This is a genomic window from Dietzia kunjamensis (assembly GCF_045689975.1).
GTDB classification, from domain to species: Bacteria; Actinomycetota; Actinomycetes; order Mycobacteriales; family Mycobacteriaceae; genus Dietzia; species Dietzia kunjamensis.
Genome location: NZ_CP143297.1, coordinates 803162 through 829117, shown reverse-complemented (window position 1 = coordinate 829117; position 25956 = coordinate 803162). Strand labels below are relative to the sequence as shown.

The 25956-nt window shown below is 71.8% G+C and carries 26 protein-coding genes and 1 riboswitch; of the genes, 13 read left to right on the top strand and 13 right to left on the bottom strand.

Translation table 11 applies throughout. From position 1 onward, the window contains the following. Window positions 1-113: 113 nt before the first annotated feature. A riboswitch (SAM riboswitch) is annotated at window positions 114-229 on the top strand. A 53-nt stretch (window positions 230-282) separates the two neighbouring features. From VZF99_RS03885 to VZF99_RS03875, 3 genes are read left to right on the top strand one after another with little or no spacing between them, the layout of a single operon-like run. Then, entirely contained in the window at window positions 283-1617 is a 1335-nt protein-coding gene (locus VZF99_RS03885) for an O-acetylhomoserine aminocarboxypropyltransferase/cysteine synthase family protein (RefSeq protein ID WP_407335737.1), read from the top strand. A 9-nt stretch (window positions 1618-1626) separates the two neighbouring features. Continuing rightward, window positions 1627-2796, top strand: a complete 1170-nt coding sequence (locus tag VZF99_RS03880; RefSeq protein WP_132063529.1) for a homoserine O-acetyltransferase — start codon at window positions 1627-1629, stop codon at window positions 2794-2796. Continuing rightward, window positions 2793-3230: a hypothetical protein gene (locus VZF99_RS03875; RefSeq protein WP_120286201.1), complete on the top strand. Its 438-nt coding sequence runs from the start codon at window positions 2793-2795 to the stop codon at window positions 3228-3230. Before VZF99_RS03880 ends, VZF99_RS03875 begins: the two co-directional genes overlap by 4 nt. A 10-nt stretch (window positions 3231-3240) precedes the next feature. On the opposite strand, the gene VZF99_RS03870 is transcribed toward VZF99_RS03875, so the two are convergent. Both VZF99_RS03870 and VZF99_RS03865 read right to left on the bottom strand, forming a co-directional pair. Continuing rightward, the gene (locus VZF99_RS03870) at window positions 3241-3594 is read right to left on the bottom strand and encodes a DUF3017 domain-containing protein (RefSeq protein WP_120286202.1); all 354 of its coding nucleotides are present in this window, start codon (window positions 3592-3594) and stop codon (window positions 3241-3243) included. 7 nt (window positions 3595-3601) lie between these two features. After that, entirely contained in the window at window positions 3602-4459 is an 858-nt protein-coding gene (locus VZF99_RS03865; RefSeq protein WP_120286203.1) for a bifunctional methylenetetrahydrofolate dehydrogenase/methenyltetrahydrofolate cyclohydrolase, read from the bottom strand. Between the two features lie 58 nt (window positions 4460-4517). On the opposite strand from VZF99_RS03865, the gene VZF99_RS03860 reads away from it, so the two are divergent. Genes VZF99_RS03860 through VZF99_RS03840 form a run of 5 tightly spaced genes read left to right on the top strand, consistent with a single transcriptional unit; the run spans window position 4518 to window position 8378 of the window. Further along, window positions 4518-4991: a tRNA (cytidine(34)-2'-O)-methyltransferase gene (locus VZF99_RS03860; protein ID WP_120286204.1), complete on the top strand. Its 474-nt coding sequence runs from the start codon at window positions 4518-4520 to the stop codon at window positions 4989-4991. Window positions 4992-5024: 33 nt separating this feature from the next. Continuing rightward, window positions 5025-6011 (top strand): metal ABC transporter substrate-binding protein, encoded by a 987-nt coding sequence (locus tag VZF99_RS03855; protein ID WP_407335736.1) that lies wholly within the window; start codon window positions 5025-5027, stop codon window positions 6009-6011. Next, window positions 6008-6805 carry a metal ABC transporter ATP-binding protein gene (locus VZF99_RS03850; RefSeq protein WP_120286206.1) on the top strand — a complete coding sequence of 266 codons (798 nt, stop codon included), beginning with the start codon at window positions 6008-6010 and terminating at the stop codon, window positions 6803-6805. The genes VZF99_RS03855 and VZF99_RS03850 overlap by 4 nt, the downstream gene beginning before the upstream one ends. After that, window positions 6802-7671 carry a metal ABC transporter permease gene (locus VZF99_RS03845; protein WP_206474532.1) on the top strand — a complete coding sequence of 290 codons (870 nt, stop codon included), beginning with the start codon at window positions 6802-6804 and terminating at the stop codon, window positions 7669-7671. The genes VZF99_RS03850 and VZF99_RS03845 overlap by 4 nt, the downstream gene beginning before the upstream one ends. Next, window positions 7668-8378, top strand: coding sequence for a metal-dependent transcriptional regulator (locus tag VZF99_RS03840; RefSeq protein ID WP_120286208.1), 711 nt, complete (start codon window positions 7668-7670; stop codon window positions 8376-8378). The genes VZF99_RS03845 and VZF99_RS03840 overlap by 4 nt, the downstream gene beginning before the upstream one ends. 48 nt (window positions 8379-8426) lie before the next feature. Here VZF99_RS03840 and VZF99_RS03835 read toward each other — a convergent pair whose 3' ends face one another. Beyond that, the gene (locus tag VZF99_RS03835; protein WP_407335735.1) at window positions 8427-8873 is read right to left on the bottom strand and encodes a hypothetical protein; all 447 of its coding nucleotides are present in this window, start codon (window positions 8871-8873) and stop codon (window positions 8427-8429) included. Between the two features lie 147 nt (window positions 8874-9020). After that, window positions 9021-10418 (bottom strand): FAD-binding oxidoreductase, encoded by a 1398-nt coding sequence (locus VZF99_RS03830; RefSeq protein ID WP_182608649.1) that lies wholly within the window; start codon window positions 10416-10418, stop codon window positions 9021-9023. Window positions 10419-10552: 134 nt separating this feature from the next. Between VZF99_RS03830 and VZF99_RS03825 the strand changes: the two genes are divergently transcribed. Beyond that, on the top strand, window positions 10553-11584 hold the full coding sequence (locus VZF99_RS03825) for a C4-dicarboxylate ABC transporter (RefSeq protein WP_200841548.1): 1032 nt from the start codon (window positions 10553-10555) through the stop codon (window positions 11582-11584). Between the two features lie 11 nt (window positions 11585-11595). Here VZF99_RS03825 and VZF99_RS03820 read toward each other — a convergent pair whose 3' ends face one another. Both VZF99_RS03820 and VZF99_RS03815 read right to left on the bottom strand, forming a co-directional pair. After that, complete coding sequence (locus VZF99_RS03820; RefSeq protein WP_407335734.1) at window positions 11596-14919, bottom strand: error-prone DNA polymerase; 3324 nt, start codon at window positions 14917-14919, stop codon at window positions 11596-11598. Window positions 14920-14952: 33 nt separating this feature from the next. After that, window positions 14953-15876, bottom strand: a complete 924-nt coding sequence (locus tag VZF99_RS03815; protein ID WP_185951342.1) for a sucrase ferredoxin — start codon at window positions 15874-15876, stop codon at window positions 14953-14955. A gap of 86 nt (window positions 15877-15962) precedes the next feature. On the opposite strand from VZF99_RS03815, the gene VZF99_RS03810 reads away from it, so the two are divergent. Beyond that, window positions 15963-16604 carry a hypothetical protein gene (locus tag VZF99_RS03810; RefSeq protein ID WP_185951341.1) on the top strand — a complete coding sequence of 214 codons (642 nt, stop codon included), beginning with the start codon at window positions 15963-15965 and terminating at the stop codon, window positions 16602-16604. A 32-nt stretch (window positions 16605-16636) separates the two neighbouring features. Here VZF99_RS03810 and VZF99_RS03805 read toward each other — a convergent pair whose 3' ends face one another. Further along, complete coding sequence (locus tag VZF99_RS03805) at window positions 16637-18289, bottom strand: DNA polymerase Y family protein (protein ID WP_132063537.1); 1653 nt, start codon at window positions 18287-18289, stop codon at window positions 16637-16639. Continuing rightward, entirely contained in the window at window positions 18286-19041 is a 756-nt protein-coding gene (locus VZF99_RS03800) for a hypothetical protein (RefSeq protein WP_407335733.1), read from the bottom strand. The genes VZF99_RS03805 and VZF99_RS03800 overlap by 4 nt, the downstream gene beginning before the upstream one ends. Before the next feature lie 187 nt (window positions 19042-19228). Here VZF99_RS03800 and VZF99_RS03795 point away from each other — a divergent pair, with 187 nt between their 5' ends. Next, entirely contained in the window at window positions 19229-20509 is a 1281-nt protein-coding gene (locus tag VZF99_RS03795) for a DUF2254 domain-containing protein (RefSeq protein ID WP_407335732.1), read from the top strand. Window positions 20510-20592: 83 nt separating this feature from the next. Next, window positions 20593-21546 carry an L-lactate dehydrogenase gene (locus tag VZF99_RS03790; RefSeq protein ID WP_069389173.1) on the top strand — a complete coding sequence of 318 codons (954 nt, stop codon included), beginning with the start codon at window positions 20593-20595 and terminating at the stop codon, window positions 21544-21546. Between the two features lies 1 nt (window position 21547). On the opposite strand, the gene VZF99_RS03785 is transcribed toward VZF99_RS03790, so the two are convergent. Then, on the bottom strand, window positions 21548-21691 hold the full coding sequence (locus VZF99_RS03785; protein WP_167457923.1) for a hypothetical protein: 144 nt from the start codon (window positions 21689-21691) through the stop codon (window positions 21548-21550). A gap of 116 nt (window positions 21692-21807) precedes the next feature. Here VZF99_RS03785 and VZF99_RS03780 point away from each other — a divergent pair, with 116 nt between their 5' ends. Then, window positions 21808-22209, top strand: coding sequence for a DUF6157 family protein (locus VZF99_RS03780; protein WP_096905916.1), 402 nt, complete (start codon window positions 21808-21810; stop codon window positions 22207-22209). Here the strand turns inward: VZF99_RS03780 and VZF99_RS03775 are convergent. The 4 genes from VZF99_RS03775 to VZF99_RS03760 all read right to left on the bottom strand — a co-directional run bounded on the left by VZF99_RS03775 (window position 22206) and on the right by VZF99_RS03760 (window position 25910). Then, window positions 22206-22826: an SGNH/GDSL hydrolase family protein gene (locus VZF99_RS03775; RefSeq protein ID WP_407335731.1), complete on the bottom strand. Its 621-nt coding sequence runs from the start codon at window positions 22824-22826 to the stop codon at window positions 22206-22208. The genes VZF99_RS03780 and VZF99_RS03775 overlap by 4 nt on opposite strands. Window positions 22827-22906: 80 nt before the next feature. After that, on the bottom strand, window positions 22907-23650 hold the full coding sequence (locus tag VZF99_RS03770; protein ID WP_276534152.1) for a response regulator transcription factor: 744 nt from the start codon (window positions 23648-23650) through the stop codon (window positions 22907-22909). Beyond that, window positions 23647-24918, bottom strand: a complete 1272-nt coding sequence (locus VZF99_RS03765) for an ATP-binding protein (protein WP_119192284.1) — start codon at window positions 24916-24918, stop codon at window positions 23647-23649. Before VZF99_RS03765 ends, VZF99_RS03770 begins: the two co-directional genes overlap by 4 nt. 11 nt (window positions 24919-24929) lie before the next feature. Further along, window positions 24930-25910 carry a mechanosensitive ion channel domain-containing protein gene (locus VZF99_RS03760; RefSeq protein ID WP_119192262.1) on the bottom strand — a complete coding sequence of 327 codons (981 nt, stop codon included), beginning with the start codon at window positions 25908-25910 and terminating at the stop codon, window positions 24930-24932. Between the last annotated feature and the right edge of the window lie 46 nt (window positions 25911-25956).

Below are 25956 nucleotides of genomic sequence, written 5' to 3'. Positions count from 1 at the left end.
CGGTCCTTACGTGACGTAGGTCTCACTTTACTGCTCGGCACGGTCCGGAGCCGCCGCTGCGACGGGTAACCCCTCGTTGCCTCCGTCGAGCGGCTTAGGCTAGCCTGACCCCAGGTCATGAGTTCCAGCGGAAAGCCCCGGCTCGCTGGACGGCAACCCTCCACCGCGGTGGGGTGCCCCGGGAGACGACCTGGCCACCACCCGACCGGGTGACGGGCAAGCGCGGGTCCGCTGTCGTCAAGCGGGCGGACCCTTTTCGATGAGAGGAGGGGCTCCGCCCCTATGACCTACGACAACAGCAATACGGACTGGGCCTTCGAGACGCGTCAGATCCACGCCGGGCAGCCCGTCGACTCCGACACCGGCGCCAGGAACCTGCCGATCTACCAGACCACCTCGTACGTCTTCGCCGACGCCAAGCAGGCGGCCGACCGGTTCGCCCTCGCAGAGATGGGCCCCATCTACACCCGCATCACCAACCCCACCGTGGCAGCGGTCGAGGATCGCATCGCCTCGCTGGAGGGCGGCGTCGCGGGTCTGCTGTTCGCGTCGGGACAGGCGGCCGAGACCGCCGTCGTGCAGGCGATCGCCCAGTCCGGCGGCCACGTCGTGGCGTCCCCCCGCCTGTACGGCGGCACCGACACCCTGCTGCGCCACACCCTGCCCAAGTACGGCATCGAGACGACGTTCGTCGAGAACCCCGACGACCCCGCCTCCTGGGAGGCGGCCGTGCGCCCCAACACGAAGCTCTTCTACGGCGAGTCGATCTCGAACCCGCTCAACGACATCCTGGACATCCCGGCCATCGCCGAGGTCGCGCACCGCAACCAGGTTCCGCTCGTCATCGACAACACCGTGGCCACCCCCTACCTCATCCGCCCGCTGGAGCTGGGTGCTGACGTGGTGGTCTCCTCGGCCACCAAGTACCTCGGTGGCCACGGCTCGTCCCTGGGTGGAGTGCTCGTGGACGGCGGCAAGTTCGACTGGCGTGTGCAGCGCGACGGCCAGGACGTCTTCCCGTCCTTCACCACCCCGGACCCGGCCTACCACGGCCTCGTCTACGCCGACCTCGGCGCGCCCGCGCTCGCGCTCAAGGCCCGGGTGACCCTCCTGCGTGACACCGGCGCGGCGGCCTCCCCGTTCAACGCGTGGACCCTCGCCCAGGGCATCGACACGCTCAGCCTGCGGGTCGAGCGCCACGTGTCCAACGCGCAGCGGATAGCCGAGTGGCTCGAGGCCCGTTCCGACGTGGCCAAGGTCCAGTACGCGGGCCTGGCCTCCTCGCCCTACAACGAGCTCCAGAAGAAGCTGGCCCCCAAGGGCGCCGGCGCGATCGTCACGTTCGACCTGGCCGTGCCGGAGGGCACGTCCGACGACGATGTCAAGGCCCGTGCCTGGGCGTTCATTGACGCCCTCAAGCTGCACTCGTGCCTGGTCAACATCGGTGACGTGCGGTCACTCGTGTGCCACCCCGCGACCACCACCCACTCGCAGGGCACCCCCGAGGCCAACGCGATCGCCGGGATCACCCTCGCGACCGTCCGCCTGTCAGTGGGCATCGAGTCCGCCGATGACCTCATCGGCGACCTCGAGCTCGGTTTCGCCGCGATCTCCTGACCCACCCCCATGGTCCGCTCTTCCGATCCGCTCGCGCTGCTGCCCCCGGGCGACGGCACCCTCGGCCACGTCGCCCTCGGCGACATCACGCTGGTCACCGGTGTCGTCCTCCCGGGGGTGACCCTCGCGGTCCAGCGGTGGGGGCGGATCGCGGACGACCGGTCCAACGTCGTGCTGGTCGAACACGCACTCACCGGTGACTCGCACGTCGTGGGGCCGGTCGACTCCCTGCACCCCACCCCGGGGTGGTGGAACGGGCTCGTCGGGCCCGGACTCCCGCTGGACACCGACCGCTACTGCGTGTTGTCCGTGAACGTCCTGGGGGGCTGCCGGGGGTCGACGGGGCCGAGCTCGCTCCACCCCGACGGCCACTACTGGGGCGCGCGGTTCCCGGCCGTCTCGGTGCGCGACATGGTCGAGTCCGAGCGGTTGCTGGCGGACCTGCTGGGGATCGGCCGCTGGGCGGCGGTGATCGGCGGCTCCATGGGCGGCGCCCGGACGCTGGAGTGGATGGTCACGTACCCGGACCGCGTCCGTGCGGCGTGCGTCCTGGCCGTCGGCGCCCGCGCCTCCGCCGACCAGATCGGCATCCAGACTGCCCAGATCATGGCCGTGACCTCGGACCCGCACTGGCAGCAGGGCGGATACCACGGCACCGGCCGCACCCCGGTCACCGGCCTGGGAATCGCGCGACGCATCGCGCACCTGTCCTACCGGGGCGAGGTCGAACTCGACGAGCGCTTCGCCAACCGGCCCCAACCCGGTGAGGACCCCCGGGGCGAGGACCTGTCCATGTCGGGCCGCTTCGCCGTGCAGTCCTATCTCGATCACCAGGCCGGCAAGCTGGTCTCCCGCTTCGACGCCTGCACGTACGTCCTGCTCACCGACGCCCTCAACCGTCATGACGTCGGGTTGGACCGGGGCGGCGTCGAGGAGGCACTGCGCACCTGCCCGGTCCCGTGCGTGATCGGCGGCGTGACCACCGATCGTCTGTACCCGCTACGGCAACAGCACGAACTGGCCGACCTGCTCCCCGGTGCGGACCCTCTCGTGGTCATCGAGAGTCCCGCCGGCCACGACGGCTTCCTCACGGAGGACCACGTGGTGGGACCGATGCTCGAGCGCACTCTCGAACTGGCCGAGCAGGGCACCTCCGACCGGACGCGAGGTCATGCGTGAACGACCACGACCACACCCCCCGCCCGGCCGTGATGGGGCTGGCCGGCCTCGCGGCGGGTTTCGGCGTCATCGGGATGGCGATCGGGTTCGCCACCCTGCTGGGACTCACCGCGACCGCCTCCGGCGGTCACGACACGACGGGCTTCGGCCCGGCCATCGCCTCCGCCGCCTCCGCGTTCGTCCTGGGACTCGTGCTCGTCGTGGGGGCCGTCCTGTTGTGGCGCGCCCACCGCGCCGCTCGCGTGGTGATCGGGGCGGCCGTGGCCCTGCTCGCTCTCAGTTCGCTGGCGCGGATGGTGGTGGACAGCGTCACCTTCATCTCCGTCGTCGGCACGGTCCTGTCGCTGCTCGCCCTGACGGCGATGGGGTTTCTCCTCGTCTCGCCAGGGGTACGCGACCACGTCCGGGACGGGGTACCGCTTCGGCTCCGGTGACCCGGCTCCGCTACCCGGTGCCGAGCGAGTCGACCGATGTCGCCAGCCACAGGATGACGACGGCGAGCCCGGTGTAGAAGGCGACGTCGAAGGTCCGTCCCCGGACCCCGAGCAACCGCGCCCGCTCATCAGGCACCGCCGCCCGTAGGACCGCCGCGGCCAGCGCGACCACGCCCAGCAGGAACGCGCCGCGTCGCCACCGCTCCAGGATCACGAACCCCAGCGCGACCATCACCCCCGCCAGCACGAGCGCGAGTGGCCACTGCGCCCGCACCTGCGCCCACGTCAGACGCGCGGGCCGCGTACGGCGCGGCCTCGCGTCGGTCGCCCCGTCACGGGGCCGGTCGGGAGCGGGGTGGGTCATCGGGGGCCTAGTCGCCCGAGTCGAGCCGCTCGCAGCGCTCGACCACGTTGCTCAGCAGGAACGCCCTCGTCAGCGGGCCCACGCCGCCCGGGTTGGGCGAGACCGCCCCCGCGACCTCCCACACGTCCGGGTGCACGTCCCCGGCGAGCTTGCCGTCCAACCGTGACACGCCGACGTCCAGCACCGCGGCTCCGGGCTTGACCATGTCGGCGGTCACCATGTGGGCGACGCCCGCAGCGGCCACGATCACGTCGGCCCGCCGCGTCTCGGCCGCCAGGTCGCGTGTCCCGGTGTGACAGAGGGTGACGGTGGCGTTCTCACTGCGCCGGGTCAGCATGAGCCCGATCGGACGGCCCACGGTGACGCCGCGCCCGATCACCACGACGTGCGCGCCGTCGAGCCCCACCCCGAACCGACGCAGCAAGTGGATGCTGCCGTTGGGGGTACATGGCAGTGGCGCGGGTTCGTTCAGCACGAGCTTGCCCAGGTTCACCGGGTGCAGGCCGTCGGCGTCCTTGTCCGGATCGATCCGCTCGAGGATCGCGTTCTCGTCCAGGTGCTTCGGTAGCGGCAGCTGCACGATGTAGCCGGTGCACGCGGGATCGGCGTTGAGTTCGTCGATCACGGCCTCGAGCTCGGCCTGGGTGGTGTCCGCGGGCAGGTCACGCCGGATAGAGGCGATGCCGACCTGCTCGCAGTCGCGGTGCTTCATCTTCACGTAGGAGTGGCTACCGGGGTCGTCCCCGACCAGGACGGTGCCCAGTCCCGGGGTGATGCCCTTGTCCCGCAACGCGGTCACGCGTGCGGTGAGGTCGGCGACGATCTCGTCGCGGGTGAGCTTTCCGTCCAGCTTGATCGCGGTCACGCGGACCAGTATCCCACTCCCCGGCGGTCCGTCGGCACGGCGCTGCGAGAATGGCCCCATGACCGGTGTGGGTGTGCGTGTGTTGTTCGATCGTCCGTGCATTCCGCCCAATACGGGCAACGCGATTCGGATGGCGGCGGGGGCGGGTTGCGAGCTGCATCTCGCCGGCCCGCTCGGCTTCGACCTCTCCGCCCCGCAGCTGCGGCGTGCGGGGCTGGACTACCACGACCTCGCCCACGTGGAGGTGCACGAGGATCTCGAGGCCGCGTACGCGAGCCTCCTGCCCGCGCGGGTCTGGGCCTTCAGCGCGAGGGCGGACCTGGCGCTCCCGGAGGTGCGGTTCTCCCCCGGCGACGTCCTGCTCTTCGGTCCCGAGCCCACCGGCCTGTCCGAGGAGGTGCTGTCCGACGATCGGGTCACGGCGACGGTGCGCATCCCCATGTTGCCTGGTCGCCGGTCGATGAACCTGTCCAACGCGGCCGCGGTGGCCGTCTACGAGGCCTGGCGCCAGCACGGTTACGCCGGCAGCTAGCACTTTTCCGCCCGCATGACTTAGAATTTCGGCATGCCGAAATTCCGTCCGAGCGGTGCCCGTAAGTTTCGCGGTGTCCGCCCGTCCGCCGTGGCGGTCGCCACCGCCGCGGTCACCGCCTGCATCACGGCGATCTCGGCGTGCGCGGTCGGCCCCACCGATGCGGCCGACGTGGACGACCGCCCGCGGTTCGCCGACCCCGGTGACCGGGTGGTGGTGGCCACGACGTTCACGGTCCTGGCCGACATGGTCCGCCGGGTGGGCGGGGACCGCGTACAGGTGGAGTCCGTCACCACCCCGGGGGCCGACGTGCACCAGTACGAGCCGTCCGTCGAGGACCTCAAGCGGGTCGAGGGCGCGGATCTGGTGGTGAGCAACGGTCTCGGGATGGACGACTGGCTGCTGCGCTTCATCGACGGCACGGACGCGCGCCACGTGGTCACCTCCGACGGGGTCGATCCCCTGCCCGTCCGGGCGGGCAACTACACCGGCCGGCCCAATCCGCACGCCTGGATGTCGCCGCTCGAGGGGGCCGAGTACATCCGCACGATCGCCGCGGCGCTCTCCGACCTCGACCCGGACGGCGAGCGCGGGTACACCGCCCGCGCGGCGGACTACATCGGGGAACTGGAGGACATGACGGACCGGGCCCGCGCGGCCGTGGAGTCCGTCCCGGAGGACCGGCGTGTGCTGGTCACCTGCGAGGGCGCCTTCTCCTACCTCGCCCGCGACCTGGGCCTCGAGGAGCTATACCTGTGGCCGGTCAACAGCGAGAACCAGGGGCTGCCCCGTCAGATCACGGCCCTGATCGACGAGATCCGCGAGCGCGAGATCGGCGCCGTGTTCTGCGAGTCGACGGTGTCGGACGCCGCCATGCAGCAGGTCGCGGACGAGACCGGCAGTCACCTGGCCGGCCTGCTGTACGTCGACTCGCTCTCCGGCCCGACGGGACCGGTCCCCACCTATCTGGACCTGCTCGACCACGACCTCGAGATCATCTCCCGGGAGCTGACGCCATGACAGACCGACCACTGCCGTACTCGCCGTTCACCGGGCCACCCCCCGTCGTCGTCACCGACCTCACCGTGGATCGTGGCCAGGTCCGCGCCCTCGACTCGGTCTCCCTCTCGGTTCCGAGCGGCGAGATCACGGTCCTGCTCGGACCGAACGGCTCCGGCAAGTCCACCCTCCTGCAGGCGATGCTCGGCCTGGTGACCCCGTCCGCCGGGACGGTCCGCGTCCTCGGGTCGTCCGTCCGGCGCGCCCTGCGCAGCGGCCGGGTGGCGGCGGTCCCCCAGGCCGACGGCGTCGACGAGGGCTTCCCCGTGACCGCCGCCGAGGTGGTCATGCAGGGGCGCCGTCACTTCACCGGCCCCTGGCGCCGACCGAGCGCCGCCGACCGCGCCGCCGTGGCCGCAGCCCTCGACCGCGTGGGACTGTCCGGACTCGCGGCCCGCCGCATCGGCGAACTCTCCGGCGGTCAGCGCCGTCGTGTCCTGCTGGCACGCTGCCTGGCACAGGAGGCCGACCTGCTCCTGCTCGACGAGCCGTTCAACGGGATGGACGCAGGCAGCGAGGAGGTGTACATCGACGTGCTGCGCGAGCTCACGGCCGAGGGGCGCACCGCGCTGGTCTCCACCCACCACCTGGGCACCGTCGAGCGGCTCGCGGACTCGGTGGCCCTGCTCAACGGCTCCCTCATCGCCCACGGCCCGGTCGCCGAGACGACCACCCCGCAGATCCTGTCCACGCTGCTCGGCGCCCGGCAGACCGGGACCGCCGAGCGCACCGTCACCGAGGGAGCGCTGCCGTGATCGACCTGCTCGCCGAGCCGATGAGCTACGACTTCATGCGCCGCGCCCTCATCGTGGTGACGGCCTCCGGGATCGCCGGCGCCCTGCTGAGCTGCTGGCTGGTCCACATGGGATGGTCGCTCATGGGTGACGCCGTGTCCCACGCGGTCCTGCCGGGAGTGGTGATCGCCGCGATGACCGGCACCCCGTTCGCGGTGGGCGCCCTGGTCGCCGCACTGGTCGCGGTCACGATGATCGGCGCGGTGCGCGAGAGCGGAACGGTGCGCGAGGACGCGGCGATGGGCATCGTCTTCACGGCCCTGTTCGCCCTCGGCCTGATCCTCATCGCCCGCTTCCCCACCCAGCAGGACCTGCACTCGATCCTGTTCGGCAGTGTGCTGGGCGTCCGCGACTCCGAACTCGTCCAGGTGATGGCGGTCTCCGCGTTCACGGTCATCGTGCTGCTGGCGTTCCGCCGTGACCTCGTCATGGTGGCGTTCGACCGACTCCACGCCCACACCCTGGGACTGCGCACCCGGGCACTGACCGCCCTGCTGCTGGCGACGCTCGCCACCGCGACCGTGGCGGGGGTCCAGTCGGTGGGCGTGATCCTCGTCGTGGCGACGCTCATCATCCCGGGCGCGACCGCCCAGTTGGTGGCGGACACCATGCGGGGGACGATGATCCTCGCCGTCGTCGTCGCCCTCGTCGGCGGTGTCACCGGGCTGTACGTCGGCTACTACGCCGACCTGCCCCCGGGCGCCGTCGTGGTCCTCACCCAGGCCGTCATCTTCACGGTGGTGCAGCTCGTCGCGCCCCGGCGCGGGGTCATCCCCCGGGCGGCGGCCGGCATGCGCGCGCGGCGGTCGGGGATGATGTCGGCATGACCGTCGACCACCCGACCGGGCTCGCCGACCTCACCCCGACGATCCAGGCCTATCTCATGGCCGCCCACGCGCTGGGGTCCGGCGGCGACCCCGTCACGTCCGGCGCGCTGGCCGAACGGCTGGGTGCGTCCCCCTCCTCCGTCACCGAGGGCGTGCGCAAGCTCGTGGCGATGGGCCTGGCCGAGCACCGCCCCTACGCGCCCGTCGAACTCACCGAGGCCGGGCGGTCGTTCGCGGTGGCGATGGTGCGACGCCACCGGATCATCGAGACGTTCCTGGCCCGGTGCCTGGACTACCCGTGGGACGAGGTCCACGCCGAGGCCGACGCGCTCGAACACGTGGTGTCGGACCGGTTCGTCGACGCCCTGGACGAGTTCCTCGACCACCCGCGCCGCGATCCGCACGGTGACCCCATCCCCACGCGCGACGGGCGGGTCGACCCCCTCGGGGACGTCCCGCTGGATCAGGCCCCGGAAGGCGCTACAGGTGTCGTGACCCGGGTCTCCGATCGCGACAACGCCGTCCTGCGCCACCTCGCGGAGATCGGCCTGCGCCCCGATTCGCCCGTCGAGGTTGTCTCCCGACAGGTGGAGTTGGGGATCATCGGGGTGTCCCTGGGCGGGCGCCTCGTCCAGGTGGGGACGCCGGTGGCCGCCGCGGTGCGCGTCCGGGTCACCGCCGGGACGGGATCGGGCGACGACGGTTGAGCCGACCACGACGACGAGGTCCGCGGCGGACCCACCGCCCGCGGTCGCTCAGACCGCTCGGGAGACGGTGACCGGCGCTCTCGTGCGGGCAGCAGTGGCGTTGGCCGAGCGGTCAGGGTGGGCCGCCCGCGCGGCCGGCCACCGCAGGCCGAGTGCGACGAGGGTGGCCAGGACGATCGCCCCGTCGACAGCGGCGGCGGCCGGTGCCCCGGCCACGTCGTGGCGCAGCAGGAGCACGGCGGTCATGGTCATGGACGCCTTGTGGAAGACCACGACCACCCACAGCACGGCGGCCCCGGGCGGGGTGGCACCCAGGTAGCCGGCGAGGGCGGCGAAGACGAGCAGGCCGTAGGCCCGCCAATAGGCGGTGAGTTGGTACCCCGGGGTGATGGTGGGTGCCTCGAGCCCGGCGGCGACTCCCAGCCCCAGGGCCACCGCCGCGGTCGACAGGAGTAACGCCCGGTAGAGCAGGAGGCTGAGTCGGTCGGTCGCCATGAACCCGATACTCGCCGACCGGTGACGGCCGCACATCGGGGATTTCCCCGGGAGCGGACCTGATTCCCGCGGCTCGCGTCGCCCGCAGCCGGGGCGGCTCGCGGCTGCAGTAGCCCGACCCGCCCGGCCGCCCGACCCGCCCGGCCGCTACAGCATCGTCCCGGGGTTGAGGATGCCCTGCGGGTCGAGAGCGGACTTGATGCGCCGGCTCAGCTCCATGACGTCCTCCCCTAGCTGGGCGGGCAGCCACGGGGCCTTGAGCCGACCGACCCCGTGCTCGCCGGTGATCGTCCCGCCCATCCCGATCGCGAGGTCCATCACCTCACCGAACGCGATCCGGGCGCGTTCGGCCCGGTCCGGGTCGTCGTCCTCCAGGACGATGATGGGGTGGGTGTTGCCGTCCCCGGCGTGCGCGACCAGCGCGATCGGGATGTCACGACGGGCGGAGATCTCCTCGATCCCGGCGACCAGATCGGGCAGCGAGGGCAGGGGCACGCCCACGTCCTCGAGCAGCAGGGTGCCGGTCTTGCCGAGGCTGGTGAACGCGGCCCGGCGGGCCATGGTGAACTGCTCACCCTCGTCGGGGTCGTCGGTGGCGAACACGTCGGTGGCGCCGTGGGTGCGGAACGCCTCGGCCATGAACCCGGTCTCGGCCGCGCGGTCGGGACCGGTGAGATCGGACTGGGCCAGGAGCATCGCCCCCGCCGTGGTGTCCAGGCCCATCCGTAGGTCCGCCTCGACGGCCCGGATGGAGACGGTGTCCATGAACTCCAGCATCGCCGGGCGGATCCGCCGGGTGATGGCCAGCACGGCCTCACTACAGGCGACCACGTCGGGGAAGATCCCCACCACCGTCGAGCGCGGCGGCTGCTCCGGGATCAGCCGGAGGATGATCTCGGTGACGATCCCCAGCGTCCCCTCGCTGCCGACGAACAGTTTGGTCAGGCTCAGCCCGGCGGTGTCCTTGAGGCGCGGCCCGCCCAGGCGCACCGCCGTACCGTCGGCGAGCACGACCGTCATCCCCAGGACGTAGTCGGTGGTCACCCCGTACTTCACGCAGCACAGTCCGCCGGCGTTGGTGGCGATGTTGCCGCCGATCGAGCAGATCTCATAGGACGACGGGTCCGGCGGGTACCAGAGACCGTGCGCGGCGACGGCCCGTTTGACCTCGGCGTTGTAAAGTCCCGGTTGGACGGTGGCCGTCCGGGTGACGGGGTCGACGTCGATGTCGCGCATGAGTTCGGTGGACAGCACGATCCCGCCGTCGACCGCCGTCGCGCCGCCGGACAGGCCGGATCCTGCACCCCGCGGGACCACGGGGACGCCGTGCGCGCTCGCCCAGCGCAGGACCTCCTGCACGTCCTCGGTGGTGCGGGCCCGGACCACCGCCAGGGGCAGGCCCGGGTCGGGGGCCTTGGCCCAGTCCTGGCGGTAGCCCTCCAGAAGGTCCGGGTCGGTGAGTATCCGCGCGGTGTCGAGTCGGGCTCGCAGTTCATCCAGCGGGGCGGCGGGATCGGGGCCACGGGAGGCGGTCGGGGCGCTCATGGGATCGAACGTACGGTGTCGTGCCCGTGGGCGTCGGGGATCCGGGCAGTCGCTCGCCGGGGCGCGACGGAGCGGCGGATGTCGTTGTCCCCCCGGATTTTCGGGCAACGACGAGGTGCGGGCATAGTGTCCTGGTGACCACGAGCCGGGGACCGCGATCAGCGCCCGCGGCCCCGTCCGTCCCGGGGCCCGGCCCCGCCTGGTTCGGTGCCGTGATGGGCACCGGTGGTCTGGCGACGCTCCTGCAGATCCACGCGGTGCGGGTTCCGGGTTTCGCGCCGGCCGCGGTGGTCATGGTGATCCTGGGCTGGGTTCTGTTGCTGGGGCTCGGCGCGGGGTTCGCGCGATCGGTGGCGCGCGCCCCGGACATGTGGACGTCCTCGGTCCGGGATGCGGCGATGCTGCCGCTGTGGGGCATGGTCTCGATGGGGTTGCTCGCGGTGGGCTCCGCGTCCTTCGTGGTGGTCGATGCCCGCGCGCCGGCGCTGTCGACCATCGCGTTCGGGGTGGACGCGGCGTTGTGGGCTGCGGGGACCGTGCTGGGGTTGGCCACCGCGCTGAGGTTCACCGTGTGGCTGGTCACCGCCCGTCCCGACCATCCGTTGCCGACGTGGGCGTTGCCGGTGGTGCCGCCGATGGTGTCCGCGGGTGCGGGGGGCCTGATGTCCAGGCACGTCGATTCGGAGGCTGTCCGGTCGGTTCTGGTGGGCGCGTGCTCGGTGTGCTTCGTGTTGGCCCTGGTGCTGGGCGGCGCGGTGATCGCCAGGACGTATCACCACGCCTGGTTTCGGACTCCCGTCCCGGTGGAGTTGGCGACCACGACGTGGATCCCGTTGGGGATCGTGGGTCAGTCCGCGGCCGCCGCGCAGGTGCTGTTCGGCGCGACCCTGGGGGGTGTCGCCCGGGCCTATGCCGCCTCGGTGCTGGTGGCGGGGGCCGGGCTGGGCGCTTACGCGGTGTTCTCCACGATCAGGGGCTTCCTGGCGCGCATGCCGTTCAATCCGGGGTGGTGGGCGATGGCGTACCCGCTGTCGACGTGCGCCCTGGGGTCGTTCTACCTGGATTGGGATGCGGCGAGTGTGTTCACGGTGATGGTGCTGATCGTCATCTGGTCGCTGTGCGCGGTCGCCAGTGTGCGGGCGATCGCGAGGGCGCGGGCCGCCTGACCGGGGGCGGCTCACCGGAAGTCCCGACTGCGACCGATGGCCATACCCAGGTGCAGGCGTTCGATCTTGTCCGCCACCACGCTGACCGCGCCGGAGCGGTTCTCCACGGTGCCGCGGACGATGAGCGCCGGGGACGCGGAGACGATCGGCCGGTATCGCGCCCACAGTCCCACCGAGCACACGACGTTGGTCATGCCCGTCTCGTCCTCGAGGCTGAGGAAGGTCACGCCCTCCGCGGTGGCGGGACGCTGACGGTGGGTGACGGCTCCGGCGACCTCGACGCGGCTGCCGTCGGGGACGTGGGCGAGCCCGGCGGTGGTGCATACGCCGCGGGAGTCGAGCCACGGCCGGGCGTGGACGGTCGGGTATTCCTCGGGGCTGATCCCGGTGGCCGACAGGTCGGCGGAGGTGAGTTCGAGGACGCTCATGCCGGGCAGGGCCGGGGCGTCGACCTGGCTGAGCCCGGGCAGCATGCCGGGCTTCTCGCGGGCCGCGGTGGCCGCCGACCACAGGGCGGACCGACGGCCCCCGGTGCCGAGCGAGTCGAGCGCCCCGGCGGTGGCGAGTGCCTCCATCTGCCGGACGGACAGGCCGGTGCGGCCGGCGAGGTCGGCGGCGGAGGTGTACGGGCCGTGGGTGTCGCGTTCATCGGCGATCGCGGTGGCCAGGTCCTCACCGATCGCCCGGACCGACTCCAGTCCGAGGCGCACCTCGGCACCATCGTTCTCGCAGGTGGCCCCACCGAGTGAGCGGTTGACGCACGGGCGGTGCACGGTGACACCGTGCCGGCGGGCGTCGGCGACGAGCGACTGCGGCGAGTAGAAGCCCATGGGCTGGCTGCGCAGCAGCGCCGCGCAGAAGATCGCCGGGTGGTGGCACTTGAACCATGCGGAGTAGTAGACGATGGCGGCGAAGGACTGGGAGTGGCTCTCGGGGAAGCCGTAGTTGGCGAAGGCGCACATCTTCTCCCAGATCCGCTCCCCCACCTCCGGCCCGGTGACCGGGGTCCCGGGCGGGCTGGTGCCGATCCCGTGCAGGTCGCGCATCCCGTCGAAGAACCGTTCCTTCAGTCGGGCCATCCGTTCGGGTGACCGCTTGGACCCCATCGCGCGGCGCAACTGATCGGCTTCCGCTCCGGTGAAGCCCGCGATGACGGTGGCGATCTGCATGAGCTGCTCCTGGAACAGCGGGATCCCCAGCGTGCGTCCCAGCACCTCCTCCAGCGCGGGGTGGTCGAACACCACCTTCTCCCGGCCGTTGCGGCGACGGATGTAGGGGTGCACGGACCCGCCCTGGATGGGGCCGGGACGGATGAGCGCCACCTCGACCACCAGGTCGTAGAACGTCCGCGGTCGGAGCCGGGGCAGGGTGGCCATCTGTGCGCGGGACTCCACCTGGAACACACCCACCGAGTCGCCCCGGCACAGCATCTCGTAGACCTGCGGATCCGCGAGGTCCAACCGGGCCAGGTCCACGTCGAGATCCTTGTGTTCCGCCGCGAGGTCGATGGCGTGATGCAGTGCGGTGAGCATGCCCAGGCCCAGCATGTCGAACTTGACCAACCCGACCGCCGCGCAGTCGTCCTTGTCCCACTGCAGGACCGTCCGTCCCGGCATGCGTGCCCACTCGACGGGGACCACGTCCGCCACCGGGCGGTCGCAGATCACCATGCCGCCCGAGTGGATCCCCAGGTGGCGGGGCAGTCCGACGAGCTGCCGTGCCAGCGCGAGCACATCGGGCGGGACGGTGTGCTCGGTGGCCTCCCTCTCGTGGTTCTTCAACCCCGACCACCGGTCGACGCTCTTCGACCACGCGTCCTGTTGCCCCGGGGAGTAGCCCAGGGCCCGGGCCACGTCCCGCACGGCCGATCGTCCGCGGTAGGTGATGACGTTGGCGACCTGGGCGGCGTGGTTCCGGCCGTACCGGGAGTAGACGTACTGGATGGCCTCCTCCCGACGGCCGGACTCGATGTCCACGTCGATGTCCGGCGGGCCGTCGCGCTCCGGCGCCAGGAACCGCTCGAACAGCAGCTGGGCGCGCACCGGGTCGACGTTGGTGATCCCCAGCGAGTAGCAGACCGCCGAGTTGGCGGCCGAGCCGCGGCCCTGGCAGAGGATGCCCTCGCGGTGGCAGAACTCGACGATGTCGTGGACGACGAGGAAGTACCCGGGAAAGCCCAGTTCGGCGATCACCTGTAGTTCGCGGTCGATCTGCGCATACGCCTCCGGGGCCTCTTCGCGTGTCCCGTAGCGCCGGGCGGCGCCGGCGTAGGCGAGCTCGGCGAGCATCGTGTCCTCGGTGTAACCCTCGGGGACGTCGAACGGAGGTAGCTGCGGGGCGATGAGCCGGAGGTCGAACGCGCACTCCCGGCCCAGCCTGTCCGCCCCGGCCACGGCATCGGGCCAGCGGTCGAACAGTTCCGTCATCTCCTCGCCCGAGCGCAGGTGCGCCCCGCCCGCGGCGGGCAGGTGCGCTGCGTGGGTCTCCAGTGCGTCGCGCGCACCGAGCGCCGCCATGACCGAGGCCAGTCGCGCGTCCTCCGGCCCGGCGCAGTGGGCAGCGGTGGTCGCGACGACGGGCAGGCCCGCCTGCGCGGCGAGACCCGCCAACGCGTCGCATCGTTCCGTGTCCTCGGGAACCCCGTGACAGGTCAGCTCCACGACCACCCTGTCCTGACCGAACAGCTCGACGAGCTGGTCCAGGGCCGCACCGGCAGCGGGGATGTCGAAGTCGGACGCCCCCGTCCCGCCGCGCTCCAGGGACCGACGGACCCGGCCTCGACGACAGCCGGTGAGCACATACCAGTGACCGCCGGCCGCCTCCGCGAGCTCGGTCATCTCGTACCGCGGTTCGCCCTTTGCCCCACCCCGCAGGTGGGCGTGGGCGATCGAGCGCGACAACCGCCGGTAGCCCTCCTCACCCCTGGCCAGGACCAGCAGGTGCTCGCCGCCCGGTAGCGAGAGTTCCGCCCCGAACACCGTGGCCAGTCCCAGCTCGGAGGCGGCCTCGGCGAAGCGCACGACCCCGTACAACCCGTCGTGGTCGGTGATCGCGAGCGCCGTGAGCCCCAGTTCCGCCGCCGCCTCGGCCATGGCCTCGGGAGAGGAGGCCCCGTCGAGGAAGCTGAACGCGGTGTGGGCGTGCAGCTCCGCGTACGGCACTCGCCCCCGGGCGCGGGCCCGCGGAGGGGCCGTGTACCCGCCACGCTTGCGTGACCAGGCGGGGGCGTCGCTGCCGTCGCCGGGGTTCGGGTTCTCGGCCCCTCGCGGGCCCGGTCGTCCGGAGAGCACCCGTTCGAGTTCCGACCACGTCCTGGGTCCGTGGTACCAGTTCACCGGTGCTCACCCGCCCGGTGTCGGTGGGTCGATTCAGAGCAGGGTGAGGGACTCCACGACCCACGCCGAGGCCTCGCCGGCGGGCTTGCGGCAACTCTGCTGGCGTGGCGGGAGCGGTCGCTTCCCTGCCTCGACCCGCCAGGCGCGTCCGTCGGTGTGCCGGACGACGACCACGAGCGGGTCATCCGGGTCGACGTCGACGATGAGATCGTCGATCCCCGCCTCCACGCCGGACTCCCGGACGGCGACCTCTGCCACCTGCCCGGCCGGCGGCCATGTACTGCGACCCCGCAGGTGCTCGGTGACGACCCGACCGTCCAGTTCGGCCTCGACGATGCGGGCCGCGAGATCCGCCTCCGCGGGTCCGTAGGTGTAGCCGGTGCCGGGGAGCAGCAGGACCGGGGCGAAGCGGTGCCCGCCGGTGTGGGAGCACTCCCACACCGCGGCGTCCGGATCGAGCGCGGACAGGCGGGCTCCGACCAGCTCATCCAGTTCGGCCACGACCGGACGCCCCCGGACCGCACAGCACTGGTCACGCTTGGCGTGGGTGCACACCAGCGGCACCGGGGCCGAGATCTCGCGGGTACCCGCCACGTGCCCACCGGGCGAGAGGTCCAGGTCGAGCATGTCCGCGGGACGGTCGACACGGCCGACCCGGATACTCCGCCGGCCGGGCCTGGTGTCGCACAGGTAGAAACGGTGACGGTCGATGCGTTGGCCCTCGCGGCCCGGGCGCCGGATGAAGAGCATCCGGGATCCGCAGGCCGAGACATGTTCCTTGAGTCGCTCGGACAGCTCCTCGCCCAGGGCTTCGCCGTCGAAGATATCGCGTCCCCAGCGCGCGGGAACCTCCAACAGGACCCACGATTCCTCGTGGGCCGCGGTACCGGCGGGCGGCTCATCGGCCGACTGGAGGGAACACCAGGCAGTGAGTGGGGTGGGATCGATGACTGACACGCCCCCATGGTGCCCCACCGCGCGACGTGGTGTAACTGTAGCCACCTCGTGGGACAAAAGTGATGAGAGGGACTTAAGCTGGGGCCATGCGTACCCGACATCGCCGCCTCGCAGCGGCCGCCGCCCTGACCGCCGCCGCGTCCCTGGCCATGGCGGGCTGCGGGGCCGACACCTCGACCGACGCCCCCGCCACCAGCCAGACGACCACTGCGGGATCCTCCCCGGCCGCCCTGGCGCAGGCTCTGGCGCCGGAGGAGACCGAGGCCGCCGACCCCACCGCCGGCCCGACGGACTCCGCCCCCAAGCGCGAGGAGGCGGACGCTGCCGCCGGACGCGCAGAACTGGTGGTATCCGAGATCCGCATGGGCAATTTCCAGGGCAAGGACCGTGTGGTCTTCGAACTCGACGGCCGCGGGACCCCGAGCTATTCCGTGGACTATGTGGACAACCCGGCCCAGCAGGGCAGCGGCTTTCCGGTGGAAGTGCCGGGCGACTCCTTCCTGCAGGTGACGATCGGCGGCCAGGTCCTGCCCACCCAGACCGGCATGGAGGAGGTCCCCGTGGGCACCGTGGCCGGCGACGACGCGACCGGGGTGGCGGGCGTGGCGTTCACGGGACAGTTCGAGGGGCAGGCGCAGTCCGTGATCGGCCTCGAGGGCTCGGACCGGGCATTCTCCGCCTTCCTGCTGCAGAACCCGACCCGCCTGGTGGTCGACATCGAGCGCTGAGCCGCGCCGGGGGCGCCTCATCCGCGAACGGCTCATTCGTAGACTCCTTCCACGATCCAGTTCCCCTGTTCGTCCCCGAGCACGCCGCAGAGCAGCAATGCCGCCGCACGCTCGGGGACGACCTGTATGCGTGCCCGAGGGCGGCGAGGCTCGCCGTCGGGCGTCGGCTCCCACCAGGCCTCGTCGATCGGCCACGGCCGTGACCAGCCGAGCAGCGCGCAACGGCGACCGCCCACCTCGACCGCGGCAGGCCTGCCGCTGAGCAGACCCCGCGGGGTCACCCCCACGACATCTCCGGCTGCACTGCGCAGCACGACTCCCCTGACGAGGGCCACCCGCGCCGCGACGGCGGCTCCCGGGTCGCCGCTCTCGCGGATCTCCAACCGGTAGCCCGGCCCCGGCCACACCACCGACGGCGAGGGGGCGGGCAGCGCCCCCGGCCACGGCCCCTGAGCGGCGGGCTCGGCCGGGGCGTCACCGTACGGCAGTGACCGCACCCGCTCGGCCGGCCCGCGGCCACCCACTTCCACGGGCACACGGACCGCCTCGGGCCCGAGCAGACCCTGGACCCGCACCAGTGCGCGGTGGACGCGGGCCTCCGCGAGCCCGGCCTCGCCCCAGAGCCCCTCCTGTACGCGGCCGGCGGGGACCACCTCCACCGGTTCCAGGACGAGGGCGGTGACCGCGCCCCCGGCCCCACCGGCGATCGCGGTCCCGGTGAGCCAACCCTCGAGTTGCCAGCGGAGCCGATCGGCGGTGCCCTCCGGGGTGAGGGGCGATGAGCACCGCCACACCCGGTTGACCTCCGTACCGCCCTCCACCCGGGCGGTGATGGACAGACGCAGGCACGAGACGCCGGACGCGGCGAGCACGGCGTGCAGCTCCCCCGCCAGCCGCCGGCCGAGGAACGCGGCCTCGTCGACACGCTCCAGTGGCGGGTCGCACCGGTGCTCGACCGCCGACCCCGTGGGCACCGCGGACACCGAGGGCGGACGCCACGGGACGGCGCGGGCGATACGGTGCGCCACCGCACCCCCCTCCCCGAAGCGGGTGGCCACATCACGCGGCGGTAGCGCGGCGAAGTCGCCGAGCGTCCGCACGCCGAGGCGGTGCAGCAACCCGACCAACTCGGACAGCACCTCGGGGTCCCCCAACGCGGGTTCCACCACGAGTGCGTCCACAGGCAATCCGGCCAGGTAGTCAGCGTCCCCACCTGGTTCCAGCAGTGCCGAACCGCGGGCCCCGAGCACGGCCGTGGGCAATTCGTCCGCGAGGCCCACCTGACACTCCGCGCCGGCGGCCGCCACCGCGTCGACGACGCGGGTGACGACCTGTTCGACCCCACCGTGGAAGCGCAGGGCACCCGCTGCGGAGAACACGAACAGTCCGGGGCGCAGCACCTCGATACCCGGGACGACGGCATCGAGCGCCTGCACCACGGGCTCGAACCACGCGGCGTCCCGGGCCGGGTCGGCCGCGACCACCACGAGTTCGGGACAGCGGAACTGCGCCTCACGCCGGCGCAGACCACGACGCACCCCCACCGCGCGGGCGACGGCGTTGCACGCGAGCACCCCCCGGGGCCCGACGACCGCCAACGGAAGATGCAGCCCGTGCCCCTCGGCCCGTGCCGCCGCGACCGTCGGCCAGTCCGGGCACCACACCGCCATGACCCGGGCGCTCATCCCGCCGCCACCCATTCCGCGGTCCGGGCGGGTGCCGCCCGGCCGGAACAGCGCACCACCGTGGAGACCGAGGCCAGCCGACCCGCGCCCGCACCCAGTCCGCCGTAGCGGCAGTGCCGCCCCGCCAGTGTCAGCTCCGCCCCGGGCCACCCGGCGCCCACGAGCAACACCGCGCCAGCGGCTCGGACCCGCCCCGCCAGCACCCGCGCACGGGACGGGGCGACCGGGGCCACACCAGGCCCCAGCAAGACCAGGTCCAGCCCGTCGAGCAGGACGGACACCACCGCTGCGGGATCCGGGCCGGGATCCGGGACCAGCGCCAGACAGTCCAGTCGACCTCCCTGCTCGGCCACCGCGGCCACGCCGAGCTCCGGCCATCCGACCACCGCACACCTGGCACCGGCGGCCGTGGCCGCGGCGAGCAACCCCACCCGTAGGGTGGCGCTGCCGGACACCGCCGTGACGCGGCCCGCGGGCAGCACCCCACCCGGCAACAGGGGCGCCACCGACCCCGGAACCGCGACTCCGGGAACCGCGATCTCCGCCGCTTCCGCGGGGGCAACGGGGGCAACGGGGGCAGCCGGGGCAGCCGGAGCAGAGGGCGCAGAGACGACCGAAGCCGGCCCTGCCGGGGCCTGGGCGCGAACCGCGGCGGGTGCACCGCCGCCGGGCATCGCGGCCAGGCGGCGACGCAGCTCCGTGACACGCTCCTCCCGGCCGAGGCCGGACAGGTCGACAGGTGACGTCGCCATTACCATCATCCCCACCTCCCACCGGGTCCGACACGCCGGACAGACCATTGATCGAATGGCTTTTCGAGTACGCGATCAGTGAACACCACAGGTACGACATCGCGCAAGAACACCTGTTCGACAGACCGGAACGCGCTTCACCGTCGGACCCACCGGCTACGCTGTGTCCACCACAGAGAGGACAGCCATGGCCGGACTACGCTTCCGACTCCGACAGATCAGCCGCCGCTTCTGGTTTCTCCCCGCCGTGATGACCCTCGTCGCGTTGGGCCTCGCCCACCTGGGGGCGTGGTTGTCCACCAACCCGGGCACGAGTGACGAGGCGGCCTCCTGGATCTACGGCGGCGGCGTGGAGGGCTCCCGGAGCATCCTCGCCGCCGTGGCGAGCAGCTCGATCGGCGTCGGCGGCACCGTCTTCTCCATCACCATCGCCGCCCTCTCCTACGCCGCCGGCACCATGGGGCCGCGCCTGCTCCAGAACTTCACCGAGGACCGCGGCAACCAGATCACACTGGGCGTCTTCATCTCCACCTTCGCCTTCAGCCTCTACAGCCTCCGCACGGTCACCGGTGGCGACGAGGGGACCCCGTTCGTCCCCCAGTACAACGTCACCCTCGCCCTCATCCTGGCGCTCGGGTGCATCAGCGCACTCGTGTACTTCATCGGCCACGTCACCGGGTCGATCAACACCACCCGCGTCGTGAACCTCCTCACCACGGATCTACGTTCCTCCCTGCTCACCGCCACCGAACTGACGGATCCGGACCGCGATGTGCTGCCCCCACCAGAGGAGGAGTTCTGGGCGGACGCGGAGACTCTCCTCGTGGAGAAGGGCGGCTACCTGCAGCTCGTCGACCACGGGCGGCTCGTCGAACTCGCCGTCGAGACCGGGACGACGATCCGGCTCCTCGTGCGACCCGGGGATTATCTCTATCCGAACTCCCCCGTGGCCGAGGCCGTCCCCACCCTGCCCGAGGGCATCATGCCCGCCCTCACGGTCGGTGAATCCCGTACCCGCGAACAGGATGTCGAGCACGCCGTCCGTCTACTCGCCGAGGTGGGCACGCGTGCCCTGAGCCCCGGGACCAACGACCCGTTCACCGCCGTCGACGTCGTGGACCGCTTCGGGGACGCCCTGTGCACCCTCGAGGACAGGGAATGGCCGACCGGGGTGCACGCCAGGGACCGGGAGGTCCGCCTCGTCGTGGCGACCTCCGACTTCGCCGGCCTCGTCGCCACGATGTTCGACCAGATGCGGCAGTACGGTGCGGGTGCGCCAGCGGTCAGCATCAGGATTCTCGACGTCCTCGCCGTCGCGACGCAGGTCCTCGATGACCCCGACCGTCGTGCGGTCCTCACCCACCACGCCACGAAGCTCCGTGACGACGCCCTCGAAGCCACCCGCAACGCCGACGACCGGATCACCATCGAGCGTCGTCACCGCGCCGTGCTCGACGCCGCCGGATAGCGGGGCCGAGCCGGACGGCAGGGCCCACCGACGTTCCTCCGATACCCTCCGGGCGGCGACCCCACGCCTCTACCCTTGCGGGCATGAAGGCCTCCGTCGGGAATCGCATCGTGCTCATCGGCGCCGGGGACGTGGGTATCGCCTACGCCTACGCGCTCGTCAACCAGGGGCTGGCCGACCATCTGACCATCATCGACATCGACCACGACAAACTCGTCGGAGAGGTCATGGATCTCAACCACGGGGTCGTGTGGGCGCCCTCCCCCACCCTCGTCACCGAGGGCACCTATGCCGACTGCACCGACGCCACCATGGTGGTCATCTGCGCCGGCGCAGCCCAGAAACCCGGCGAGACCCGCCTCGACCTCGTGGGCAAGAACATGACGCTGTTCGAGAACATCGTCGGTGACGTCATGGCGACCGGGTTCGATGGCATCCTGCTGGTCGCCACCAATCCCGTCGACATCCTCACCCAGGCGTCGTGGCGCTACTCCGGGCTCCCCGCCGCGCAGGTCATCGGCTCCGGCACGATCCTCGACTCGGCGCGCTTCCGGTTCATGCTGGGCCAGTACTACGACGTGGCACCGATGAGCGTGCACGCCTCGATCATCGGGGAACACGGCGACACCGAGCTGCCGGTCTTCTCCTCCGCCAACGTCTCCGGGGTGCCGCTGCGCCGCGACCTGGCGGGCGACCCGGCCAAGCGGGAACGTCTGACGCAGATCTTCGACGAGACCCGGGACGCCGCCTACCGGATCATCGACTCGAAGGGGTCCACCAGCTACGGCATCGGGATGGGGCTGGCCCGCATCACCCGGGCGGTGCTGCGCAACGAGCAGGTCTCGCTACCGGTCTCCACCCTGCTGCGGGGCGAGTACGACCAGGACGGGATCTTCATCGGGGTGCCCGCGGTGATCGGGCGGACCGGCGTCCAGCGGGTGGTGGAGCTGGAGCTCGACACCACCGAACGCGAACAGTTCGCCCGCAGCGCGAGTGCACTGCGGGCGGTGTCCGAACAGTTCGAGATCCTGCGCTGACTCAGAGCGCGCCGGGGGGATCACTGGCCGGGAAGGACTCGTCACCCCACTCGTCGGCGACCGCGTCGTCGTGGTCGTACCGGGCCTTGTCCGCGGGCTCCTCGGAATGCTCGCCGACACGGTCAGGGTTCTGCGGACTCGTCATGATTCATCCTCCTGCCGCCGTACGGGGCGTACGACGAGAATCAGGTTACCGGAGACCATCACCTCACCGCCGGGACAACCGGACACCCGGGACCGCTACAGGAACAGAGGCGCACAATGCACACCACCCACTACACCGACACCCTGATCCTGCCCGCCCCGGACACCAGGGCCGTGGCGGCGACCGCCCCGCCCTCCGGGAAGGGGTCGGTCGCCGAGCTGCAGTACGAACGACTCTCGGGCGAGGACTACCGGTGGACGAGCGATGACCTGATATTCGACGTGTACTGCCAGCGCAAGGACATAGCCGAAGTCGACCGCGCAGCAGAACGCGAACGGTTCTTCTCCACGGGCCAACCGTGCCTGCGCACCTCCCCGCTGGCCAAGACCTACGGCTGGGCGCTGCACTTCGACTCCGACGGGCGCATCGCGCTGCTGCCGATGGACTCGACGCGCGTGGCCGAGCTCGAGGCGGACCCGACGGTGACGGTCAGGGCCGCCATGAAGAGTTCCCGTTAGTAACCCGGCTCGACATCCGGCAGGAGACGCAACCACTCGAGCACAGGACCGGAGATCACCTGGCCGAACTGCTCGTACCCGCCGGGCCCGGGGTGGGCGCCATCGCCGGCGGCGACCTCGCGCATCCACTGACCACCCGCCAGCAGCACGTCGAAGGTCGGCACGAACGGCACCCCGGCCTCGTCGCACACCTGCGCCATGGTCTCGGCCCGGGCGGCGATACGCTCGTTGACCTCGTCCCACACCACCGGCGGCGGCCCCACCACGAGGAACCGCCCCTCGGGCGCCTGGTCGATCATTCCGCGCAGCGCCGCGACGGTGCCCGCCTCGTCGACACGCAACGCGCCCTCGTGCTCCATGACGTCGTTGACGCCGAACTCCGCGATCACCGCGGTCGTGGGGAACGCGGCCCGCCGACGATCGACCTCGTCCCAGCGGGCCAGGATCATCTCGGAGGTGTCCCCGCCGATCCCGGCGACCGCGGCGTGGATGTGCACACCGGCCGAGGGGCCGGCTTCGATCAGGTGCGCGGTCCACCCGCGCCCCGTGTCATCGCCGTATCCGGCCACGAACGAGTCACCGATGATGCACACGGGCAGGTCGCGCGGTTCGCTCATACCGGTCACGCTATCGGTCCGGGTGGGTGCGCGGAGCCGACCCGGGCGAGAAGCCACTCCGGCCGGGCCGGGCGAGGGGATCAGTCCAGGTGTCGGGACTGCGCCCAGCGCGTCAGCGCGTGCCGGTTGGACTGCTGGGTCTTGCGGAGGACGTTGGAGGCGTGGGTCTCCACCGTCTTGACCGAGATGAACAACTCCTCGGCGATCTCCTTGTAGGTGTAGCCGCGGGCCAGCAGCCGCAGCACCTCCTTCTCACGCGGGGTGAGCGAGTCGACCTCGGGGTCGTGGACGGGCTCGCCACGATCGGCGGGGCCCGGGGAGGCGCGCGCGAACGCGTCCAGCACGAACCCGGCCAGTCGCGGGGAGAACACGGCATCCCCGTCGGCGACCCGACACACGGCGGCGGCCAGGTCCTCGCCGGTGATGGTCTTGGTGACGTAGCCGCGCGCGCCGGCCCGGATCACGGCGATCACGTCCTCGGCGGCGTCGGAGACGCTCAGCGCGAGGAAGGTCGGTTCCGGGGCGCGGGCGGGATCGGCCACGCCGCCCGGGTCGGCCCCCAGCACCGACCGCAGCACGGCCACGCCGCCGCCGTCGGGCATGTGCACGTCGAGCAGCACCACGTCGGGACGCGCCCGGTCGATGCCGGTCACGGCCTCGGCGACGGAGCCCGCCTCGCCGACGACCTCGATGGCCGACTGTCCAGCGAGTTCGGCACGGACCCCGCTGCGGAACACCGCGTGGTCGTCCACGAGGAAGACCCGGCACATCCCGCCGCCCCCCGCCGCCGACTCCTCCGACCCGTCCCGTGGCCCGTCCGTCATTCGCCCTCCAGCGGCATCTCGATCCCGATCTCCGTCCCGCGCCCGAGCGTACTGCGCACGCGCACGGTCCCACCGCGGCTCTCCACGCGGTGTCGGATGGACTGCGCGAGCCCGTGGCGGTCGCCGCCCACGGCATCGGGATCGAAGCCGCGTCCGCGGTCGCGGACGAACGCGCTGAGCGTGCGTCCGTCGTTCTCCACGAACACGTCGGCGGTGTCGACGCCGGCGTGCTTGGCGACGTTGACCAGGGCCTCGCGGACGGCGCCCAGGACCGCCTCCCCGGCGTCGCCGACCGGGCCGTCGCCACCCACCACGACCTGGTCCACCCGCAGTCCGTAGACGTCCTCGACGTCGCCGACCATCACCTCGACCGCCCCCGCGAAGGTCGCCGCGCCCGAGGACATCCGGGAGCCGGCGCCGAACAGCCACTGTCGGAGCTCCCGTTCCTGCCGGCGGGCGAGCCGCGCCACCTGGCCCGGGTCATCGGACCTCTTCTGGATGAGTGCCAGGGTCTGCAGGACGGAATCGTGCAGGTGGGAGGCGATGTCGCTGCGTTCGGACTCGCGGATCCGCGCCGCGCGCTCCTCCTCGAGGGACCGCCACAGTCGCAGTCCGACCGGCACGCTGAGCAGTCCCACGCCGACGAGGGTGGCCACGACCGCGAGGAGGGACGACCGCAGCGCGGCGAACTCGACCTGACCGAGGACCACGACGGCGAGCCCGACGACGACGAGGGTGGCCCCTGCGGTGACCCTGGCCCAGTCGAAGACCGACCGCGGCGCGACTCGTCCCCCACCGTCGTACTGCTGCCAGACCAGCCCGGCCCCCAGGGCCACGACGAGGACGGGGACGATGACGCTCAGTCCCGTGGCGGTGGTCACCATGAACGAGAGCACCGCGCCCGCCACCGCCACGACGGCCAGTGCCATGCCGCGTCTGCGCTCGCGCTCGTCGCCCCGGCCCGCGCCCGCCGACGCGGGCCCCGTCGGGGTGAGCGCCCACAGCGCCGAGTACAGGGCCACGCCGGCGCCCGAGAGCGTGGCCAGCAGAACCATGACCAGGCGCACGTGGACGACCCGCACCCCGAGGTGGTCGGCCAGACCCACGCACACGCCCGCGACCACGGATCCGTCGCTGCCGCGGGTCAACCGCGGGTACCAGCGGAAATCGGTCGTCGCCACGGCGGCGGACCGCGCCTGTGGTCCGGCGACCGGGGACGCCGACCGGACCGCGGTGGCCGGCGCGGGATCGGTCGCGTTCTCACTCATGGACGCCATCGTCACAGATCATCGCCCCGAGGGGAATCGGGAAGTACCCGGATATCCACGGCCACGCTCGCCGGCGAGACACCCCCCTCCCGCAATCCGGCGACCAGGTCCCGGGAGATGGCGTCCTTGACCGACCGCGCACCGTGACTGCCCACGACGAAGCGGACGGTGGCGAGGATCCCGTCCTCCTGCAGCGAGACGAACACCTGCGGCCCGAACTCCCGGACATCGACCGCGTACATGCGGCTCATCTGCTGCATGCTCGCCATCGCCTCGTCGCTCAGCTCCCTCGTGTGCCGGTCGGCGCAGGCGTGGAACACGGTGTCGACACGTCGGAGATCCACGTCGAACGGCAGCTTGAGCGACAGTTCCTCCCAGAGGAAGGGGAACCCGCGGGTGTAGTTGTAGACCGCCTCGTCGAAGATGACGCCGTTCGACACCGTCACCACCCGGCCGGTGAACTGACGGCTCGGTACCCAGTTGCCGGTCTCCGCGCCGGCCATCGACGACGGGGATCCCATCTCCATGACGGTCGTGCGCAGGAAACCGAGCGACATCACATCGCCCCGGACCCCACCCACGGCGATCCGGTCGCCGACCGCGAACACCCTCCCCCGGAGGATGACGAAGTATCCCGCGAGACTCGCGATCACCTTCTGCAACGCGAACGCCAGGCCCGCGGTGACGAGTCCGACCCCCACGGTCAGGTCGGTTCCCGGGGTCACCCAGATGGAGAAGAGCGCCAGCACGGCCACGACGGCGGTGAACAGCTGCAGACTCTGCTTCGTCCAGAACCTCGACGCGGACCCGGCGGGCCCGGTGATCGCCTGCATCACCGCCCGCGAGATCGACGTGAACAGCGACAGCAACACGAACAGCAGGATGCTGAGGAGCACCTTGAGAACGGTCCGCCCGCTGACCCCGACCAGCGTCACCCCGAAGAGCCGCAGCTGTTCGTCGGAGCCCAGGAAACCCATGACGGTGTCGACCATCCCGCCATCCTCCCTCCCCGGCGGCCTCGGGGTCGGAAATCAGGGT